16 protein-coding genes are annotated in these 19,540 nt (G+C 71.8%); 6 read left to right on the forward strand and 10 right to left on the reverse strand.

The window, feature by feature from the left end; translation table 11 throughout:
* Nucleotides 1–133: 133 nt before the first annotated feature.
* Genes AB0G10_RS22780 through AB0G10_RS22790 form a run of 3 tightly spaced genes read right to left on the reverse strand, consistent with a single transcriptional unit; the run spans nucleotide 134 to nucleotide 4,453 of the window.
* Nucleotides 134–1,003 (reverse strand): ABC transporter permease subunit, encoded by an 870-nt coding sequence (locus AB0G10_RS22780; RefSeq protein ID WP_360925049.1) that lies wholly within the window; start codon nucleotides 1,001–1,003, stop codon nucleotides 134–136.
* Nucleotides 1,000–3,876 (reverse strand): alpha/beta fold hydrolase, encoded by a 2,877-nt coding sequence (locus AB0G10_RS22785; RefSeq protein WP_360925052.1) that lies wholly within the window; start codon nucleotides 3,874–3,876, stop codon nucleotides 1,000–1,002. Before AB0G10_RS22785 ends, AB0G10_RS22780 begins: the two co-directional genes overlap by 4 nt.
* 46 nt (nucleotides 3,877–3,922) lie before the next feature.
* Nucleotides 3,923–4,453 (reverse strand): hypothetical protein, encoded by a 531-nt coding sequence (locus tag AB0G10_RS22790; protein ID WP_360925055.1) that lies wholly within the window; start codon nucleotides 4,451–4,453, stop codon nucleotides 3,923–3,925.
* 75 nt (nucleotides 4,454–4,528) lie between these two features.
* Between AB0G10_RS22790 and AB0G10_RS22795 the strand changes: the two genes are divergently transcribed.
* On the forward strand, nucleotides 4,529–6,721 hold the full coding sequence (locus AB0G10_RS22795) for an AAA family ATPase (protein WP_360925057.1): 2,193 nt from the start codon (nucleotides 4,529–4,531) through the stop codon (nucleotides 6,719–6,721).
* A 10-nt stretch (nucleotides 6,722–6,731) separates the two neighbouring features.
* Here AB0G10_RS22795 and AB0G10_RS22800 read toward each other — a convergent pair whose 3' ends face one another.
* The 4 genes from AB0G10_RS22800 to AB0G10_RS22815 form a co-directional block, all read right to left on the reverse strand.
* Nucleotides 6,732–6,977, reverse strand: a complete 246-nt coding sequence (locus tag AB0G10_RS22800; RefSeq protein ID WP_360925060.1) for a DUF3263 domain-containing protein — start codon at nucleotides 6,975–6,977, stop codon at nucleotides 6,732–6,734.
* Between the two features lie 62 nt (nucleotides 6,978–7,039).
* On the reverse strand, nucleotides 7,040–8,047 hold the full coding sequence (locus AB0G10_RS22805; protein ID WP_360925063.1) for an ABC transporter permease: 1,008 nt from the start codon (nucleotides 8,045–8,047) through the stop codon (nucleotides 7,040–7,042).
* Nucleotides 8,044–9,030 (reverse strand): ATP-binding cassette domain-containing protein, encoded by a 987-nt coding sequence (locus AB0G10_RS22810; protein ID WP_360925065.1) that lies wholly within the window; start codon nucleotides 9,028–9,030, stop codon nucleotides 8,044–8,046. The genes AB0G10_RS22805 and AB0G10_RS22810 overlap by 4 nt, the downstream gene beginning before the upstream one ends.
* Nucleotides 9,031–9,091: 61 nt before the next feature.
* Nucleotides 9,092–9,877: a DeoR/GlpR family DNA-binding transcription regulator gene (locus tag AB0G10_RS22815; RefSeq protein ID WP_360925068.1), complete on the reverse strand. Its 786-nt coding sequence runs from the start codon at nucleotides 9,875–9,877 to the stop codon at nucleotides 9,092–9,094.
* 190 nt (nucleotides 9,878–10,067) lie between these two features.
* Here AB0G10_RS22815 and AB0G10_RS22820 point away from each other — a divergent pair, with 190 nt between their 5' ends.
* Genes AB0G10_RS22820 through nagA form a run of 3 tightly spaced genes read left to right on the forward strand, consistent with a single transcriptional unit; the run spans nucleotide 10,068 to nucleotide 12,999 of the window.
* The gene (locus tag AB0G10_RS22820; protein ID WP_360925071.1) at nucleotides 10,068–10,991 is read left to right on the forward strand and encodes a sugar isomerase; all 924 of its coding nucleotides are present in this window, start codon (nucleotides 10,068–10,070) and stop codon (nucleotides 10,989–10,991) included.
* Complete coding sequence (locus AB0G10_RS22825) at nucleotides 10,988–11,908, forward strand: ROK family protein (RefSeq protein WP_360925074.1); 921 nt, start codon at nucleotides 10,988–10,990, stop codon at nucleotides 11,906–11,908. Before AB0G10_RS22820 ends, AB0G10_RS22825 begins: the two co-directional genes overlap by 4 nt.
* Nucleotides 11,908–12,999, forward strand: coding sequence for an N-acetylglucosamine-6-phosphate deacetylase (gene nagA, locus AB0G10_RS22830; RefSeq protein WP_360925076.1), 1,092 nt, complete (start codon nucleotides 11,908–11,910; stop codon nucleotides 12,997–12,999). The genes AB0G10_RS22825 and nagA overlap by 1 nt, the downstream gene beginning before the upstream one ends.
* A 195-nt stretch (nucleotides 13,000–13,194) precedes the next feature.
* On the opposite strand, the gene AB0G10_RS22835 is transcribed toward nagA, so the two are convergent.
* Both AB0G10_RS22835 and AB0G10_RS22840 read right to left on the reverse strand, forming a co-directional pair.
* The gene (locus AB0G10_RS22835) at nucleotides 13,195–13,917 is read right to left on the reverse strand and encodes a phosphatase PAP2 family protein (protein ID WP_360925079.1); all 723 of its coding nucleotides are present in this window, start codon (nucleotides 13,915–13,917) and stop codon (nucleotides 13,195–13,197) included.
* A gap of 9 nt (nucleotides 13,918–13,926) precedes the next feature.
* Nucleotides 13,927–15,288, reverse strand: coding sequence for a trypsin-like peptidase domain-containing protein (locus AB0G10_RS22840; RefSeq protein ID WP_360925082.1), 1,362 nt, complete (start codon nucleotides 15,286–15,288; stop codon nucleotides 13,927–13,929).
* Nucleotides 15,289–15,377: 89 nt separating this feature from the next.
* On the opposite strand from AB0G10_RS22840, the gene AB0G10_RS22845 reads away from it, so the two are divergent.
* Nucleotides 15,378–16,595, forward strand: a complete 1,218-nt coding sequence (locus tag AB0G10_RS22845) for a DUF4032 domain-containing protein (protein ID WP_360925085.1) — start codon at nucleotides 15,378–15,380, stop codon at nucleotides 16,593–16,595.
* 2 nt (nucleotides 16,596–16,597) lie between these two features.
* Here the strand turns inward: AB0G10_RS22845 and AB0G10_RS22850 are convergent, their stop codons facing one another.
* The gene (locus tag AB0G10_RS22850; protein ID WP_360925088.1) at nucleotides 16,598–18,343 is read right to left on the reverse strand and encodes an NAD-binding protein; all 1,746 of its coding nucleotides are present in this window, start codon (nucleotides 18,341–18,343) and stop codon (nucleotides 16,598–16,600) included.
* A gap of 122 nt (nucleotides 18,344–18,465) precedes the next feature.
* Here AB0G10_RS22850 and AB0G10_RS22855 point away from each other — a divergent pair, with 122 nt between their 5' ends.
* Entirely contained in the window at nucleotides 18,466–19,539 is a 1,074-nt protein-coding gene (locus AB0G10_RS22855; protein ID WP_360925090.1) for a hypothetical protein, read from the forward strand.
* The last annotated feature ends 1 nt before the right edge of the window (nucleotide 19,540 follow it).

Below are 19,540 nucleotides of genomic sequence, written 5' to 3' on the forward strand. Positions count from 1 at the left end.
ACACCAGGGGGCAGCAACGGTGGGCGGTGACCCGACGGCCCAGATGCCACCCGGCCCCCGACGGGCCGGGCAACAACAAGGGTCCACCAATGAGCTGCGGTCTGTGCCACCCGCCCCGCTGCGACATCGGTTTTCAGGAAGTGACGTCTTTTCTGGTGAAGCGATAGAAGGCGAGCCCCCAGAAGATCGTGGCGTAGCAGACCGCGGAGATGGCGCCCTTCGCGAGATCCTCGGCCTGGATCGGGGTGGAGAGGAGGCCTCGCCAGGCGTCGGTGTAGTGGGTCGGCAGGAAGTCGCGGATGGCGCCGAGGGCGGTGATCTGGTCGAGGATGCTGGAGAGGATCCAGAGCATGACGGCGCCGCCGACGGCGCCCAGGGCCGCGTCGGTCAGGACGGACATGAGGAAGGCCAGGCCGGCCACGACCAGCATGGTCACCAGGAGGTAGGCGAGGATGCCGAGCAGGCGCAGCAGGCCCTCGGCCGGGGGGATCTCGGCGGCGATGGTGCTGCCGAGCGGGCCCCAGCCGTAGCGGAGCGTGCCGATCAGGAGTGCCGTGCCGAGGAGTGTCAGGAAGGCCAGCACCGAATAGGCGGCCGCCACGATCAGTTTGACGCCGAGGAGCCTGGCCCGCGGCACCGGGATCGCCAGCAGGTAGCGCAGGCTGCCCCAGCTCGCCTCGGACGCCACCGTGTCGCCGAAGAACAGCGCGACGACCACGACCAGCAGGAAACCGGCCGAGACGGCGAGGCAGAACAGCGCGAAGTTGAGGCCGCCGGAGGTGCCGAGGTCGGCGATGCTGCTGAACGCGCCACCGCCGCCGCCGCCGTCCTCGTCGCCCGGTCCGCCGGTGTCGAACTCGAAGGCGACCAGGATGATCAGGGGTAGCAGGACCATGAAGCCGAGGGCCAGTTGCGTCCGGCGGCGGGAGGCCTGGCGGCGGACCTCGGCCCAGATCGGCAGCGTCCGGGACGCCCGATAACCGGATGCAGCGGAAATGCTCATCGGTCCCCACTTCCCCGCGAGTTGTCGCCCACCAGGGCCAGGAACGCGTCCTCGAGCCGGCGCCGCGGCACCAGGCGGTCGACGCCGACGCCGGCCTCGACCAGCGAGGCGACCAGCTCCGAACGGGCCGTCCCGTTCATGTCGACGATCAGGCCGTTGGCGCCGTCCGGCTTCACCGAGCGCACACCCAGCCCCTCCAGGACCCGGGTGGCGGCCGGCACGTCGCTCACGTCGAGCTGCACCGACGGCGACTCGCCGACGATGTCCTCGACCGGGCCGGACGCGACGATCCGGCCCTTGTTCACCACGACGGCGTGCGTGCAGGTCTGCTCCACCTCGGCGAGCAGGTGGCTGGAGACGAGCACGGCCCGGCCGTCGGTGGCGTACCGCTGCAGGACGCGGCGCATCTCGGCGATCTGCGGCGGGTCGAGGCCGTCCGTCGGCTCGTCGAGCACCAGCAGCTCGGGCAGTCCCAGCATGGCCTGCGCGATGGCGAGGCGCTGCCGCATGCCGTGGCTGTAGTTCTTGGTGCGGCGGCGCACCGACGCGCCCAGCCCGGCGATCTCCAGGGCCTCGTCGAAGCGGGCGTCCTCCCACGGCCGGCCGGTCGCCTGCCAGTAGGCGCGCAGGTTCTGCTCGCCGGTCAGGTGCGGCAGGAATCCGGGCCCTTCGACGAGCGCGCCCACCCGGGACAGGATCGGCGCACCCGGCACGAGCTTGTGACCGAAAACGAACACTTCGCCGGCGGTCGGGGTGGTGAGTCCCATGAGTACACGCAGCGTGGTCGTCTTGCCGGCGCCATTCGGTCCGAGAAGGCCCACGACCTGACCGCGTTCGACCTTAAAACCGATTTCCTGTACGGCGACGAAGCCGTCCCCGTAGGCCTTGCGCAGGCCGTTCACCACGAGCGGGGTGCCGGCGTACTCCCCGGTCACCGAGGTCTCCCGGCGCCGGTGCCGGCGGCGGATCACCAGCAGGACCGCGAGCAGGCCGAGCAGGATCGCGGCGACCACGCCGGCCAGGGCGTACCACCAGTAGGTCGCCGGATTCGCGATCGGCGTGCCCGCGAGCGTCGGCAGGGTGAGCGCCGAGTCGACCGCGACGGTGTAGGTGGCCGGCTGCGCCGGGGTGAGGAATGCCTGGTCGGAGGTGGCGACGACGACCCGGAGCGAGTGCCCGGCCTCGATCCGGCGGACGATCGCCGGCAGTGTCACGGCCACCGGCTGCACCTGGTCGACGCTCGCCGGCAGCCCGGTGAGCCGCACCGGCGCGACCATGCCGGCGCTGAGCGTGGAGGCGCCGTTCTGGTCGACGTCGTAGAGCTTCACGAAGAGCGTCGCCTCGCCGGTCGGGGACGCCGCGCGCAGCCGCACCGAGGGCGCGCCGCCGACCTCGACCGAGGCCGCCAGGGGTTCGGAGGTGAAGGCCGCGAACTGTCCGGGAACGTCCATCGCGACGCCGCCGCTGAGCACCGAACTGAGCCGCCCGCTGACTCCGGGGAGTGAGCTGAGCGCGCCCGGGTTGCCGTTCGGCGGGTTGGCGATCGGCTGCGCCGATCCCGCGAGCGAGACCTGGGTGCGTCCGGTTCCGCCCATTCCGGGGTACGCGTCCGCGGAGTAGCCGTTCGTGACCAGCCCGCGGTCCATGGCGCTGAAGCCGGCCACCCGGGACCAGGTGAAGTCGTCGCCGGGCGCGTCGCCCTCGCCCTTCACGTAGTGGTCGAGCCACTGGACGGTGAGGTACTTGACCCGGTCGGAGTCGGAGGTGGGGCCGGCGCCGCCGTCGTGGCCGCCGGTGAACCAGGCGACCCGGACGGGGGTGCCGGTCGCGGCGATCCCGCGGGCGTTCGCGTCGGCCTCGGAGAGCGGGAAGAGGGTGTCGACGGCGCCCTGCACCAGCAGCGTCGGCGCCTTGATCCGGTCCAGGACGGTGGCCGGGCTGGATTTGCGCAGCAGGTCGAGGGTCTCGGCGTCGGGGATGCCGGTCGTCGCCATCTGGAGGTAGGCGGCGCACACGTCGGCGGCGAACCGCCCGCAGGCCGGGTCCAGCGCACCCGCGCCGGTCGCCGGGCCGCCGGTGGCCGGGCCGCCGGTCGCCGAGCCGCCGGTCGCCGAGCCGCCGGTGGCCCCGGTGCCGCCATCGGCCTCGGCGCCGTCCGTGGCGCCGGCACCGGCCTGGGTGGCGAGGAGGCTGTCGGCCGAGGAGGAGCCGTTGCCGAAGAAGAGGCCGGCCCAGGACTTCTTGAAGACGCCGGTCGCGTCGGTGCCGGCGGACTGCGGCAGGAAGGCCGTGCCCAGGTCGTTCCAGGTGATCGACGGGACGATCGCGTCGACCCGCCGATCCACGCCGGCCAGCAGGAGGGCGAGCGCGCCGCCGTACGAGCCGCCGACCACCCCGACCCGCGGGTCGCCGGCCGCGTCGGTGCGCACCTCGGGGCGGGCCGCGAGCCAGTCGAGCAGGCCCTGCGCGTCCTTGACCTCGTAGTCCGGGCTGTCCAGGTGGATCTCGCCGCCGCTGCGGCCGAAACCGCGGGCGGTCCAGGTCAGCACCGCGTAGCCCCGGGACGCCAGGCTCTCGGCATCCGACGACACCGAGCTCTTCGAGCCGCCGAAGCCGTGTGCCAGCAGCACGGCCGGCACCTTCCCGGACCGGTCCGCCGGCAGATAGAACCGGGCGTCCAGGTCGACCGGCTCGTCGCCGGCCGGTCCGGAGCGGACGGTCAGGCGCAGATCCTCGGAGGTCCAGTCGACGGCATCGGAGCGCACCACCCAGACGGCCGCGGCGGCGAGCAGCGCGACCACGACAGCGGCGATGATCGCCCGGCGCCGGGTGAGCCGGGGCAGTTTGCGCAACCCGGCGGACAGGGCAGACATGGCGCACACGCTAGTCGCCGGCGGCTGAGCGACGCCTGTGAACCGCTCAGCATCCCATCCCGGTGCGATGCCGCTGCTCCACGCTGGTGGCGACGCCCGCCACGAGGCCGCTCACGTTGTCGCCCGTGACCCTCACCAGCAGCGCGTTCCCGGCGTCGGCCGTCACCCACGCCGCTCCGGCCGTACCGAAAATGATCTTGCCGTTGGGGTAGCTGGTCCTGGCCTGGTCCACCTCGGCGCCGACCACGAGACCGGTGTCGGTGCTCGCGCCCGAACTCGTCAGCTCGATCTGGACGAGGCGGCCGCCGGCGAAGCGCAGCCTCGGGTTCAGCATCTCCCGCGAGCCGGTGCCGGAGACGCAGCCCGTCTCGTCCGGCTGCAGGCCGCGGACCATCTGCGACGCCTCGAGCTCCGCCTGGGTCTGACCGATCCGGTACGGCCCGTACGCGCTCATGTCCAGCCGCTCCGGAACGCTCGGAGCCGGGGCACTGGACGCCGGGGCCTCCGGTTTCCCATCCCCTCCGCCGCAGCCGGCCAGGGTCGCCGTGACGATCGCGGCGACGAGTACGAACCTCAACGACAACCTCCCGAGCCCCCGGCGGATAGCGTGGACCTCCAAGAGCCCCCAACCGATCAATCGGAGGCATCCGCGGTGGCTGATGATCTCACGCTGACCGTGACCCTGCGGCCGGCCGCCCTGGACGCGCGCCGGGGCATCGTCCGTCTTCACCCGGAGGTGATGGCCGCGCTGGCGTTGCGGCCCGGTGACCCGGTCCGGCTGACCGGTGCCCGCACCACGGCCGGCCTGGTGGCCCGCGCCGAGGCGACGGCGAGCCGGGCGCTGCTCTACGCCGACGACCTGATCCTCGGCAACCTGGGCGTGCGCGACGGCGGGCAGGTCACGGTCACCCCGGTCCCGGTGGTCGCGGCGCGGCGGGTCACCCTCACCGGGCCCGCCGAGATCGTCGCGGTGGTCTCCCCGGAGATGCTGCGGCTCGCCCTGCTCGGCAAGGTCGTCAGCACCGGCGACGACGTGTCGCTGCTGCCGCAGGACGTCCTGCCTGGGGCCGGCGATCGCGGTCTGGTCGAGGCGGCCCGGCGCAGTCTCGCCAACCGCGTGGGGTACGCCTGGACGAGCACCCTGCTGACCGTGACCTCGCTGGACGGTCCGGACGCCGCCCTGGTAACCATGGACACCGTGGTGGCCTGGCAGGACGGGCCCGTGACGTCCTCGTCGTCGGCGGTCGCGGATCCGGCGGCCCCGGCCGAGGCGCCCAGCCTCGACGATCTCCCCGGCCTCCGCCCGCAGGCCAAGGAGCTGGAGGAGCTGCTCGACCTGGGCTTCAACCACGGCGAGGTGCTGGCCCGGCTGGGCACGAAGGTCACCCTGGGCGTGCTGATCTCCGGACCCTCCGGGTCCGGCAAGTCCGAGTTGGTCCAGGCCGTGGGCGCCGCTGTGGGGGCATCCGTACGAAGGATCTGGGGCCCCGAGCTGGCCGCCCTCACCAACAACGCGGCCGCCGCCCGGCTGCGCGAGCTGAGCCGGGACGCGATCGGCGGGAAGCCGGCCGTGCTGCTCATCTCGGACGTGGAGGCGCTGGCGCCCCGCGAGGAGCCCGGCCCGATCTCGACGGTCTTCCGCCAGGTGGTCGCCGAGACGGTCGCGGCCGGCGCCGCCGTGGTCTGCACGACCAGCAAGCCCGAGTCGGTCGACCCGGCCCTGCGCGCCCCCGACCTGCTCGCGGTCCAGCTGACCGTGCCGCTGCCGGACGCCGCGATGCGCCGTGAGCAGCTCGGCGCGCTCACCCGCGGGATGCCGCTCGCCGAGGACGTGCGCCTCGACGACGTGGCGGGCCGCACCCCCGGTTTCGTCGCGGCCGACCTCGGCGCGCTGACCCGGGAGGCCGGGGTGCGCGCGGCGCTGCGGCACGTCGGCAACGGGACCGTGCCGGAGTCGCCGACCGTGACGATGGCCGACTTCGAGGCGGCGCTCGACGTGGTCCGGCCCACCTCGATGGCCGAGTCCACGCTCGAGGTGGCCGAGGTAACCCTCGACGACGTCGGCGACATGGCCGAGGTGAAGGAGGTGCTCACCGAGTCGGTGCTGTGGCCGCTCACCTACCCGGACACGTTCGCCCGGCTCGGCGTCTCGCCGCCGCGCGGCGTGCTGCTCTACGGGCCGCCCGGGTGCGGCAAGACCTACCTCGTCAAGGCCATCGCCGGGACCGGCAAGGCCAACGTGCTCTCGGTCAAGGGCGCCGAGCTGCTCAGCAAGTGGGTCGGCGACAGCGAGCGGGCCGTCCGCGAGCTCTTCCGCCGGGCCCGGGAGGCCGCGCCCACCCTGGTCTTCCTCGACGAGGTGGACGCGCTCGCGCCGACCCGCGGCCAGGGCACCGACGGCGGCACCGCCGACCGGGTGGTCGCGGCGCTGCTCACCGAGCTGGACGGGGTGGAGGATCTGCGCAACGTCGTGGTCATCGGCGCCACGAACCGGCCCGACCTGATCGACCCGGCGCTGCTGCGGCCCGGCCGGCTGGAACGTCTCGTCTATGTGCCGCCGCCGGACGGCGAGGCGCGGGCGGCGATCCTGCGGGCCTCGGCGCGGTCGGTGCCGCTCGACCCGTCGGTCGACCTCGACGCGCTCGGCGTGGAGCTGGAGGGGTTCTCGGCGGCCGACTGCGCGGCGCTGATCCGGGAGTCGGCGCTGGCGGCCATGCGGGACTCGCTGGAGGCCTCCACGGTGACGGCGGCGAACGTGGCCACCGCCCGGAAGCGGGTCCGGGCGTCGCTCGATCCGGCTCAGGTGGCGTGGCTGGCGGCGTACGCGGAGACGCACCAGCCGTGACGCTCCGCCGTTATCGCCTGCGGGTGCGGGCCCGGGCCGATCGCAGTCGTCGCAGGCGGCCGATCAGCACCGGGTCGTGCTCCAGCGCGGCCGGGTTGTCGAGCAGGCCGTTGAGCAGCTGGTAGTACCGCGTCGAGGAGAGGTCGAAGGTGTCCCGGATGGCCTGCTCCTTGGCGCCGGCGTGCTTCCACCACTTCGACTCGAACGCGATGATCTGCTGTTCGCGCTCGGTGAGGGCCGGTTTGGCCTCTTCCATGGCACTCCCATCGGCGGGGATCACCAGGATAAATGTGAACGGCGATCCCCGCGCACGTTACCTCATGTGATATCGCGCCTACGCATCGTCCACATAGAAATAAGCACGACGACGACGGTGATCGCGGCGAGGCCGACGCTCCCGGCCTGCCAGGTCATCGTGAAGGTGTCCGGCTCACATCCGGACGTGGACGAGTAGTCGCAGGACGTGTAGTCGGTGGCGATCCACTCCTTGTAGAGGAGCGCGATCAGCCAGAACGGCGCGAACAGCGTGTCCGGGTACTTGAACCCGGCCAGCCCGGCCATCACGTAGACGCCGATCTGCAGGGCGCCGACGCCGACCAGCGCGCCGAGCGCCATCCCGGTGTGCCGGCCGAGCGAGGCCAGCGCGAACCCGAGCGCGCCCGCCGCCACGATCAGGCCGAGGCCGCGCAGCCCGGTCAGCCCGAACGACTCCCAGACCCCGGGCGTCATCTTCTCGGTCGTCCCGCGGGTCTCCGCGATCAGCCGGAACATCCCCGCCCACACTGCGCCGAGCAGCACCGTCAACCCGGTCAGCCAGGACAGGAAGACGGTCAGCTTGGTGCCCAGCACGCGCAGCCGCTGCGGCCGCCACAGCAGCAGGTTCATCATGCCGCCGCTGTTCCACTCGGCGCCCACGAAGGACGCTCCGATCAGGAACGCCGCCGCGGCCAGCACCACCGCGAACACCGAGATCATGTCGGTGAAGTCCTCGCGGAGGTTGAAGGTGGGCGGCATGTACCAGGTGTAGTCGTAGTCCTCGAGCGTCGGCGTGTAGAGGTCGTCGCAGTTCGCCGGCCACTGCGACGCCGCCGGTGTCCCGGGCGCGGCGAGACACTGCTGCTTGTCGGTGGCCGCCTGGCGCAGGGCGTCCTGGTAGTACCGGTCCGCCTCGGCCCTCGCCGCCGCGATCTGCTCCGGCCCCACCTTCTGGTTGCTGAACCAGGTGCCGGCGCCGACCGCGGCCAGCACCAGCAGCACGCCGATCAGGAGCACCTTGGTGAACCGGCGCTTGATCAGACGCCGGGATTCCGCACGAGCCAGGCTCACTGTCCCCACCCACCCCTACCCGCGCTCACCGCGGTCTCGTCGACCTGCCGGGTGTGCCCCTCCACCGGCGCCGTGCCGGTCAGCTCCAGGAAGACGTCCTCGAGGTCGGCCGCGACCGGGGTCAGCTCGGACACGTAGATCTGCCGCTCAGCCAGCAGCTTGGTGATCTGCGCCGGGTTGCTCGCGTTGCCGACCGTGAAGTAGTCCTTCTCGAGGCTGACCTGGGCGCCCGCCGACCGCAGCAGCTCCGCCGCGCCGAGCAGGTCCACGCCGGGCTCGAGGCGCACCTTGACCGCGCCGCTGGTGTGCTGGGCCAGAACCTCGGAGACCGACCCGGCGGTGACCCGCCGCCCCGCCGAGATGATCGTGACCGAGTCGCAGATCAGCTGGATCTCGCCGAGGATGTGGCTGGAGAGCAGCACCGTCATCCCGGAGTCCGACAGGTCCCGCATGAGGGTGCGCATCTCCCGGATGCCGCCCGGGTCGAGGCCGTTCGCCGGCTCGTCGAGAATCAGCAGCTTCGGCTCCTTCAGCAGCGCCGACGCGACCGCGAGACGCTGCTTCATGCCGAGCGAGTACGTCTTCACCCGCTCCTTGGCCCGGTCCCGCAGGCCCACGAGATCGAGAACCGAGTAGACCCGGTTGCGGTTCACCCCGCCGACGTCCGCGAGCAGCGACAGCGTGGTCTCGGCCGTGAAGTTCCCGAAGAACTGCGGACTCTCCACGATGGCGCCGACCTGGCGGGCCACCTCCGGCAGATGCCGCGGCACCTCCCGCCCCAGGATCGCCATGCGGCCGTCGTTGGGCTTGATCAGGCCGAGCAGCGTACGCAAGGTCGTGGTCTTGCCCGAACCGTTGGGCCCGAGGAATCCGTGCACCTGCCCGGCCTCCACGACCATGTCGAAGCCGTCCAGCGCATTCCGGACACCTTTGCGGCCGCGATAGGTCTTACGCAGCCCTGATATCTCGAGTACGGCGGTCATTCGCCGCACGATAGGTGAAGATCGCCACTTTGGAGGTCCCCATCCGCCGCGGGCACTCCGGTCAGGCGGTGATGACCTCGACGCCCGCTTCCCGGAAGGCGGCCACCACCGAGGCCGGGGCTCCGGAGTCGGTCACCAGGGTCTCGACCTTGGAGATGGGGCAGATCCGGGCGAAGGCGTGGCCGCCCAGCTTGGAGGAGTCGGCGATGACCACGACCTTCTTGGCCCGGGCCACCATAAGGCTGTTCATCGCGGCCTCGCCCTCGTGGTGGGAGGCGGCGCCGAGTTCGACGTCGAGGGCGTCGACGCCGAGCAGGACGATGTCGATGGTGACCTCCTTGAGGAGGGCGCCGCCGAGCGGGCCGACCACCTCGAAGGACTGGGGGCGCACCACGCCGCCGGCCACGACGATCTTCATGCGCGAGCGGACCAGCAGCTCGTTGGCGATGTTGAGGGCGTTCGTCACGACGGTGAGCTGGGAGCCCTCGCCGCCGGCGTTGAGGTCGGGGCGGACGGCCAGGGCGCGGGCCACCTCGGTCACCGTGGTGCCGCCGTTGAGGCCGACCACGGTTCCGGGGGTGACGAGCATGGCGGCGGCCTCGCCGATCCGCTGCTTCTCGGCGGAGTGCTTGGCGCTCTTGTAGCGGAGCGGCAGGTCGTACGAGACCCCGTTGGCGACCGCCCCGCCCCGGGTCCGCGTGATCATCTGCTGCTGGGCGAGCTGGTCGAAGTCACGCCGGATGGTCGCCTGGGAGACGTCGAGGCGCTCGGACGCCTCCTCGACGGTCACCCGGCCGCTCTCCGTGAGTAGCTCGAGCAGGGCATTCCACCGCGCGTACCGGTCCACCCGACACTCCCAGCTGCTCGTTCCATGATAAGTGTGTGCACATTAGTGCGCGAAAGGCCCGGAAGCAAAGCGACTCGATGCTCGAAGAGTCTTTGAAGCTTGCCCCCACGGCAACGCCGTGAGCACAATAACGCGCGAAAGACCCGGGAACCGAGCGCGAATGCGCAGCAACTGCCGGTGAGGAACAGCCATGAGCCATGTGAAAGCGGAGATCGCCACCCAGCCCGAGTGCTGGAGGCAGGCCGCGAAACTTGCCGGATCCACCGGACTTCCCACCGCCGGGGAGAGGGTCGCCGTCATCGGCTGCGGCACCTCCTGGTTCATGGCGAAGGCGTACGCGGCGCTGCGCGAGCAGTCCGGCCAGGGCGAGACGGACGCCTTCCAGGCCTCCGACTTCCCGGCCGGCCGCCGGTACGACCGGCTCGTCGCGATCACCCGCTCCGGCACCACGACCGAGGTGCTCGACGTGATGCGCGGCTTCGGCCGGAACGCGCCGGTCACCGTGCTGACCGCGGACCGGTCCCAGCCGGCCGCCGAGATCGCCCACCACGCCGTGGTCCTCGACTTCGCGGACGAGCAGTCGGTCGTGCAGACCCGCTTCGCCACCAGTGTGCTCGCGATGCTGCGTACGCATCTCGGCGAGGACATCGACGCGGCGGCCATGGACGCCGAGGTGGCGATCCGGATGCCGCTGCCGGTGCACCCGTCGCTCTTCGACCAGATCACCTTCCTGGGCCAGGGCTGGACCGTCGGCATCGCCGAGGAGGCCGCCCTCAAGTGCCGGGAGACCGCCGGGTTCTGGACCGAGTCGTACCCGGCCATGGACTACCGGCACGGGCCCATCTCGATCGCCGGGCCGCGGCGGGTCGTCTGGGCCTTCGGCGACGTGCCGGCCGGGCTCGCCGACGAGGTGGAGAGCACCGGCGCGGCGTTCGTGCACAGCCGGCACCACGGCGGATACGCCTCGCTGGGCCGCTGGGTCGGCGGCCGTGACCCGCTCGACCCGATGGCCGACCTGATCCTGGCGCAGCGGGTCGCCGTCGCGCTCGCCACGACCCAGGGCCTCGACCCCGACAACCCCCGCAACCTCACCCGCTCAGTAGTTCTGAGATGAGCCGAGCCGTCGTCGCCCTCGACGTGGGCGGCACCGGGATGAAGTGCGCCCTGGTCCGCCCGGACGGCACGGTCCACCACGAGGAACGCCACCCCACCCGGGCCGACCGGGGCCCGGCCGCGGTCACCGAGAACATCCTGGAGATCGCTGAGTCGCTGGCCGGCAAGGCCCGCGCCGACGGCCTCGAACCGGTGGCCGCCGGCATCGCCGTCCCCGGCGTGGTCGACGAGGTCGCCGGCGTCGCCGTCTGGTCGTCGAACGTCGGCTTCCGCGACGTACCCCTGAGAGACCTCGCCCGGCAGCGCCTCGGCATGCCCGCGGCGCTCGGCCACGACGTGCGCGTGGGCGCCCTCGCCGAGGCCCGTCTCGGCGCCGGACGGGGACGCCGGCATGTGCTGTTCGTGGCGATCGGCACCGGCATCGCGGCCGGTCTCGTGGTCGACGGCTCGGGATATCCGGGCGCCCACGGCGCCGCCGGCGAACTCGGGCACGTCGTGGTCCGGCCCGGCGGCACACCGTGCGGCTGCGGCCTGCGCGGCTGCCTCGAGGCGGAGACCTCGGCGAAGGCGATCGGCCGCCGGTACGCCGGACTCGCCGGCGAGCCGGAGGCCACCGCGTTCGACGTGGCGACCCGCGCCGCCCGGGGCGAGGAACTGGCCCGCCGGGTGTGGGACGACGCCGTCGAGGCGCTGGCCGACGGGCTGCTGACCGCGCAGGCCCTCTACGACGTGGGCGTGGTCGTGCTCGGCGGTGGCCTGGCCGAGGCGGGCGACGATCTGCTCGTGCCGGTGCGCGCCGCGGTCGCGCAGCGGATCACGTTCCACCGCGCGCCCGAGATCGTCCGTGCCGAGCTGGGCGACACGGCTGGCTGCAAGGGCGCGGCTCTCCTCGCCCTCGATTCCCTCAAGGAGAGTTGATGGACGGCCGGATTGTTACCCCAGCAGGTATTATTTCAGGACATATCGTTTTTGACGGTGAGTTGATTCAGGCTGTCGAAGCGGGTGGCGCCGGCGACGACATCATCGTCCCGGGCTTCGTCGACCTGCACTGCCACGGCGGCGGCGGCCACACCTTCACCACCGGGGACGCCGGGGCGGCGCGCGCGGCCGCCGCCTTCCACCTGCGGCACGGCACCACCACGATGCTGGCGAGCCTGGTCAGCTCCCCGTTCGAGCTGATGCGCGACGCCACCGAGGCGTACCGGCCGCTGGTCGACGAGGGCGTGATCGCCGGCATCCACTTCGAGGGCCCGTACCTGTCGCACGCCCGCTGCGGCGCCCAGAACCCCGCCTACCTCCGCGACCCGGTGCCCGCCGAACTCACCGAGCTCGTCAAGGCCGGCGAAGGCGCGATCCGGATGATGACCATCGCGCCCGAACTGCCCGGCGCGCTGGAGGCCATCGCGTTCCTGCGCGAGCACGACGTGCTCGCGGCGATCGGGCACACCGATTCCACGTACGATCAAACCCATGCCGGAGTGGCAGCGGGCGCAACCCTCGGCACCCACCTCTTCAATGGCATGCGGCCGCCGCACCACCGCGAACCGGGACCGGTCGTCGGCCTCCTCTCCTCGACCGCGGCCGTCGAGCTGATCGCCGACAACATCCACCTGCACCCCGGCATGCTGGCCTTCGCGGCGGCGAGCGCCGGCCCGGACCGGTCGATCCTGATCACCGACGCGATGGACGCCACCGGCATGCCGGACGGACAGTACGAACTCGGCGGCCAGGAAGTCGTCGTCGCCGACCGGGTGGCCCGCCTCGTCCGCGATGGCTCCATCGCCGGCAGCACGCTGACCATGGACGTGGCGCTGCGCAACGCGGTCGCGGCCGGCCTGCCACTGGTCGACGCCGTGAAGATGGCCTCGACGACCCCGGCCCGTCTGCTGGGCCTCACCGACCGGGGTGCGATCGCGCCCGGCCTCCGAGCCGACCTGGTCATCCTCGACGGCGAGCTCAACCTCAAGCGGGTGATCCGCGGGGGCGTCGAAGTCGGCGCACTCGCCTAAGGGGGTGTCGGGGTCGCTCGGGGCGGGCGGGCTGGGCGACGCGCCCGGCCCCCCTTCCCGCGATCTTGTTGATCCGCACAGGAACGGGCCCGCCCCAATCCACAAGATCGGGACGAGAGGGCGAGCCGGGACGAGCGGGCGAGCGGGCGAGCCGGGACGAGCGGGCGAGCCGGGACGAGCGGGCGAGCCGGGGCGCTAGGGGCGGGCTGGGGACGCGCTGGGAGGCGGGGCGAACGCGGGCGCGCTCCAGCGGCCGAGCCCCGAAGGCAGCGGGATCGCGTCGAAGTGGATGCGGGCGATGATCCGTGCCAGCACCAGGCCGAGCAGTACGCCGGCGACCGAGTCGGTCACCCAGTGGAAGCCGAGGTAGACCGTCGTACAGAAGACGATCACCACGGGGGCGACGCGGAGCGCGAGCCATTCGGCGCGGGACAGCGGGCGTCGCAGGAGGGCCGTGAGCAGCAGGGCGATCACGGTGTACCAGACCAGCACGTTGCCCATGTGCCCGGACGGGTAGCTCATCGCGTAGATGCCGTCGGCGTGCGGGTTGAACAGCACCGTCTTCTCCGGGCCGGTGAACCGCGGCGCCGCCCGATCAAAGAAGATCTTCGCAGGGCCGATAGTCACATAAGTCAGGAAAAATGCGGCAATGAACGGTAGGAGGGCTCGCACCGATCTCGTCCGCCAGAACAGCAACCCGGTCAGGATCAGCGAGATCGGCGTCAACACCTGCCCACCCTGACCGAGATAGTTCAGCACCCGCGCCGGCCAGTAGACGGCGTCGGGCTGGTGCGCGAACGCCCAGTCGGCGACCCTCTGATCGAATGCCAGCAGGTGACCGGCCGCGAGCGCCACGGTCAGGGCCACGAAGGCGACGAGTGCCAGCAGGTCCGGCCACCACCGGCGAGGAGCGATCACCCCGTCAACCTAAAGGTACGTGCGCAACTTCGCGGCCAGCAGGTCTCCTCGTACCCCCGAGTTGGGGCACCCGCCGAAGTGGTGCAGCGCCACCACCTTGTTGGTGCGCCGGGACAGCACCGGCGAGCCGGACGACCCGCCGGCGGTGTCGCAGTAGTACGAGACGTCCGAGTGCGGCGCATAGCCCGTGTAGTCCGGGTTCTCGACCGCGCAGTTGCCGGCCTTCTCCCCCTTGGCCCCGGCGATCCGGGTGGGTTCGCCGGCCGGGTGCTGCGGCACGTAGAGCTCCTGGCCGCGGGCCGGCCGCGCGGTGTCCAGGGTGAGGTAGCCGAACTTCTCGATGGCCGCGAACCCGTCGACGGTGAAGAGCGTGAAGTCCAGGGTCTTGTCGGTGGCGATCACCTTGTCGCCCCAGACCTTGGTGGGCTTGAAGACGTCCATCCCGCCGCACTTGGCGCACTGGTAGTTGAACCACACCTCGGTGTCGTAGGCCTCGCCGGTCGAGGTCAGGCAGTGGTTGTTGGTGATCATGCGGTTGTTCGGCCCGACCCGCCAGCCGGTGCACAGCTCGGTCCCGTTGATCAGCAGCCGGGCGATCGCCTTCGACTTGGTGTAGGCGACCGGGTCGGCCGACTGGTAGCAGACCGCGTCGCTGGAGGTGTCCGCACCGCACACCGACTCCTCACGGCCGGGAGCGGCGGGAGACCTCTTATAACCCTTCGCCACCCGGTCGACGCCCACGCCGAGGTTCCCGAGCAGGTCACCGAGCCCGAGCGGGTTCGCGGCCCGGTGCATCGTGACCACGGCGGTGTCCCCCGTGATCGACATGGCCCACCGCGGGTCCTCCGTCGCCTCGTACCGATAGCTCTCGGTCTTTGCGGGGTTGGAGACGGTCAGATAGTCGCCCGGGAGCATGTCGAGGCGGTCGAAGTGCAGCTTCACATACGACGCGCCCGGGTAGTGGAACTTCTCCTGCTTCGGCCCGGTCAGGTACTCCAGCACCTTGCGCACCGGAAGCAACTCGCCGACCCGCTGCCTGCCGGTCGCGGTGGCCGATTCCAGAGGCCGGTTTTTGATCCTGCCGGGTTCCGCAGCCGCTGACGCCTGTCTGGACGGCGCCGGAGCGCTTGGTGAGACCCGGGCCTTCTCGACGCGGTCCGATGCCTCCGGGCGCGGGGCGCCCGTCGTCGGGGAGGTGGTTGCGGCGGGTGCCTTCCCTTGCGCCGCCACCGGGGTACGAGGGACCGCCGGCGCTTCGTGCCAGATGCCGACCGGGCTGTCGCCGTTGCCGGTCAGCGCCACCGCCGAGGCCGTACCGGCCAGCGCGAGGGCGACACACGCGCCGATGACGAGGCCTGTCTTGCGTCGCATGCCACTCCCGTACGTAGTCGGCCGTTTCGCACCTGTGTAACGAGCCACCTACGTACGCGACGCGCCGGGCAAGCGGGCACACTGGGGCAGTGCGCATCACCTCCGCCCTCATCGACCCGGCGCTCCTGGACCTGCCGTGGCACATTCCCCTGGAGGAATGGCCCGCGGACCACCTGGTCGCCCTCCCTCAGGGCATTTCGCGACACGTCGTCCGGTTCGTGAAACTGAACGACACGGTCTACGCGATGAAGGAGACCCGCGAGCGGATCGCCGAGAAGGAGTACGACCTGCTCCGCGCCCTGGAGCGGATCGACTTCCCGGCCGTGCAGGCCATCGCGATCGCCACCGACCGGCAGACCAAGGACGGCGAGCCGCTGGAGACCGTGCTGGTGACCCGGCATCTCCAGTTCTCCCTGCCGTACCGTGCGCTCTTCTCCCGGGTCCTGCGCCCGGAGACGATGAACCGCCTGCTCGACGCGCTCGCCGCGCTGATCGTGCGGATGCACCTGACCGGGTTCTCCTGGGGTGACTGCTCGCTGTCGAACACGCTGTTCCGGCGGGACGCGGGCGCCTTCGCGGCCTACCTCGTGGACGCCGAGACCGGCAACCTCTACCCGAAGCTCTCCGAGGGTCAGCGCAGCGAGGACATCGAGATCCTGCGGCTGAACATCTTCGGCGAATGCCTCGACCTGCAGGCCGCCGAACTGCTGCACCCGTCGATCGACCCGGAGATCGTGGTCGACGACATCGTGGCGCGCTACGAGCGCCTGTGGCACGAGGTCACCTACGAGCAGGAGGTGGCGAAGGACGCCCGGCACCACATCGAGCGCCGGATCCGACGCCTCAACGACATGGGCTTCGACGTCGCCGAGGTCGACATGTCCATGATGGACGGCGGCTACCGCGTACGCCCCAAGGTCGTCGACGCCGGTTACCACACCCGCCGGCTCATGCGCCTGACCGGCCTCGACGCCGAGGAGAACCAGGCCCGCCAGCTCCTCAACGACCTCGACACCTATCGCGCGGAGAGCCACCTCACCGACGAGCAGCAGGCCGCGCACCGCTGGCTCACCGAGGTCTTCGAGCCGGTGGTCCGCGCCGTCCCGGCCAACCTGCGGCACAAGCTGGAGCCGCAGGAGATCTTCTCGCAGATCATCCAGCACAAGTGGCTGCTCTCCGAGAAGGCCGGCCGCGACGTGGGCATGGGCCCGGCGGTCCAGTCCTACCTGACCGAGGTACTCGTCAACAAGCCCGACGAGCAGGCAGTCCTCGGCGTCGAGCCGGACGAACTCTCCGAGGTCCTCTAGCGTCAGAGCGGGGTTGCCAGCTCGGAGAGTGCGCGCAGGCCACCCCGCCGGGCGACCACCAGGATGCGGTCGCCGGCGGCCAGTACCCGGCGCCGGTCCGGCCGCCAGTCGATCCACTCCTGGCCGGCCGCCGACATGCCGAGCACCCGCGCCTCGCCCGGGTGGTCGGCGTGCTCCAGCGGCGCTCCGTCCAGGTTGGACCCGGCCGAGACGGTGACCGTGGCGACCATGACGGCGTGCCGGTCGACCGGAATGGTGGCGTGCACGTCGCGTTCCATCAGGGCGGCCGCGAAGACCGGGGCGCAGAGCCGGGACACGCTGCGCGACGTGTTGATCTGGAACGCGCTCTCGACCCGCTGGGCGAAGTCGTCGTCGAAGAGCCGCAGAACTACCCGCAGATCCTCGTGGGAGCTGCGGGCGCGCAGGGCCGCTTCGAGATTGCTCGGGTCGTTGGTGGAGAGCACGACGAGCGCCCGGCAGGTGTCGATCGCGGCGGCCCGCAGCGTCGCCTCGTCCGACGCGTCGCCGACGATCACCGGGATCTGCCGGTTGGCGGCGGCCTTCACGCCGACGGCGTTGCTGTTCCGGTCGATCGCCACCACCCGGATGCCGAGGTCGTGCAGCTGGCGCATCACCTGGGTGCCGACGGTGCCGAGGCCGACCAGCACGACGTGGTCCCGCAGTTCGCTCGCGAGCCGACCCTGGGTCAGCGCGAGCCGCGCGTTGACCATGCCGTCCACCACGGCCGCGGTGATCAGCGGGATCAGCGCGAGGCCGGCGATCGTCAGCACGAGCTGCGCGCCCTGGGCTATCGCGTTCTGCTTCTCCTGTACGTCGGAGGAGCCCACCGCGGTCATCAGGGTGATGTAGATCTGCTCCCAGAAGCTGTGCGAGTTGTCGTCGAAGCCGTTCAGCACGGCGCCGGCCACCACCGTCGTGGCGAGCGTGATCAGTACGGCCAGGCCCAGTTTGCGGCTGAGCGCGGCGCGCACGGCCCGGCCGAACGCGCCGAACGGCCGCCGCCGCCGACCGGCCCGGGTGAGCAGCCGGCGGGTCACGTCCTCGCCCGGTGGCCGGCCCACCGCCTCGGCCAGCACCAGGTCGGTCGGGAGCATCCACTCCGGCTCCGGCTCGGCGGGGAGGACGCTGACCTCGCCCTCGGCGTCGGTGACGGTCAGGGTCAGGACGACCCGGCGGGCCGGTACGTCGGATCGGTGCGCGACGTAGAGCGTGCGGTCGGCGCGGCGGAAGTGGGTGGGCGCCACCTCGCCGAGCGCCGCCGCGACGAAGGCGGGCGCCGCCATCTCGGCGTCGGAGAGCACGGCGCAGTCCGGGAAGAGCCGGTCCACGCTGCGGGCAAGGCCGCGGCTCGACATCCGGACCACCACCCGCAGCCGCTCCTCGACCTCGCGGGCGCAGAGCGCGGCGTGCAGGTTGATCATGTCGTCCGGCATGACGAGGGCGAGCGCGGCGGCGCCGTCGAGCCCGGCGTCCTGGAACGTCCGCTCGTCGAGCCGGTCGGCCTTGTGCCACGTGACGCCGCGGTCGGCGAGCCCGGCCAGGTCGGGGACATCCGATCGGACGCGGTGCGGAGTGATCACGGTGATCCGGATCCGGTGCCGCGAGTTCGCCAGCTCCTCGGCGAGCGTGTAGACCAGCGCGTCGGCACCACAGAGCACCAGGTGGGGGCGGGTGTCCGCATCGGACTCGGCGGGTTCGGGACGCTCGTCGGCCGGGATCACACTCACGTTCGCAGATCGTAGTCAGCCGGAACCCCGGCCGGGGACGCTCGTTGCCCCATCCGAACCATTCGTCCGACTTGGTGGGTAATGAACCCAACCCATCGTCCGAAGTGGCTTGGAGAAGATCAGTGCGGAAGTTGTGGTGTGCCGGAGCGATCGCCGGCGGGATCCTGCTCTTCGGGGCGTCTCCCGCCCTGGCGGCCTCACCGGATCCGCTCGACCCGATCGGAGCGGACCCGATCGGAGCGGCTCTGCGGGAGACCGGCGACTGGCGGGTGAACGCCCCGCTCGCGTCCGACCCGCTCAGCGGCGAACCGCTCGTGGACCTCTCGCTGGGAGAGAAGCAGGCGCGGGGCGGGAAGCTGCTGAGCCTCCAGCCCGGTCACAACAGCGTGGGCCGCACCGAGAAGACCCTTCCCGCCGCCGACGTGGTGAGCGGGACCCTGCCGTCCTCGAACGCCCGCTCCCGCACCCCCGGCACGGTCGGCAGGCTGCCGAACCCGGCGCCCGCCGCCGTGGCCGCCGGCGAGCTCGCGTTCTCGGCACTGCCCTTCGACTCCCTGATGAACAGCGGCTCGACGGTGGTCACCGCACTCGGCCCGGACGGGGTGCCGGTCGCGCAGAACAACCGGATCGACGGCCTCGGCGAGCCGCTCAAGGTGACGCGTACCGAGAAGGCCGGCAACGATGTCCCGCTGGTCGGCGGCATCGGCACGGCCGGCCTCGGCGGCGCCCTTCCGGTCGCCGGCGTGCGGCGGCTCGGCGGCCTCGACGCCGACCTCTCCGGCCTGCCGCTCGGCGGTTCGCCGATCGACCTGCAGTCGGAGCGTTCGGCCGCCCGCCCCGGAACCCCGGACCCGGACACCACGACACCCGCCACACCGGGCACCACGACGCCCAACACACCGGGCACCACGACGCCCGCCACGCCGGACACCGCGGCCCCGAACGACGGTCAGCCCGGCGCCACGCCGCCCGCATCCGGCTCCACGACCGGCGACCCCGCGGCCGCCAACAAATCCGATAAATCAGACAAGTCCGACGATGGCGGGGGCAAGCACGACGCCCCAGCCGCGGGCAAGGACGGCGACAAGGCCGGCAAGCACAGCGCCACCCCGTCGAAGCAGTCGAAGGCCGTCACACCCCGGGACAGGATCGACGACCCGCGCCTGCTCGAGGAGCCGACCGAGGGCCTCAACTGAC

This window comes from Actinoplanes sp. NPDC023714 (assembly GCF_040639855.1).
Taxonomy (GTDB): domain Bacteria; phylum Actinomycetota; class Actinomycetes; order Mycobacteriales; family Micromonosporaceae; genus Actinoplanes.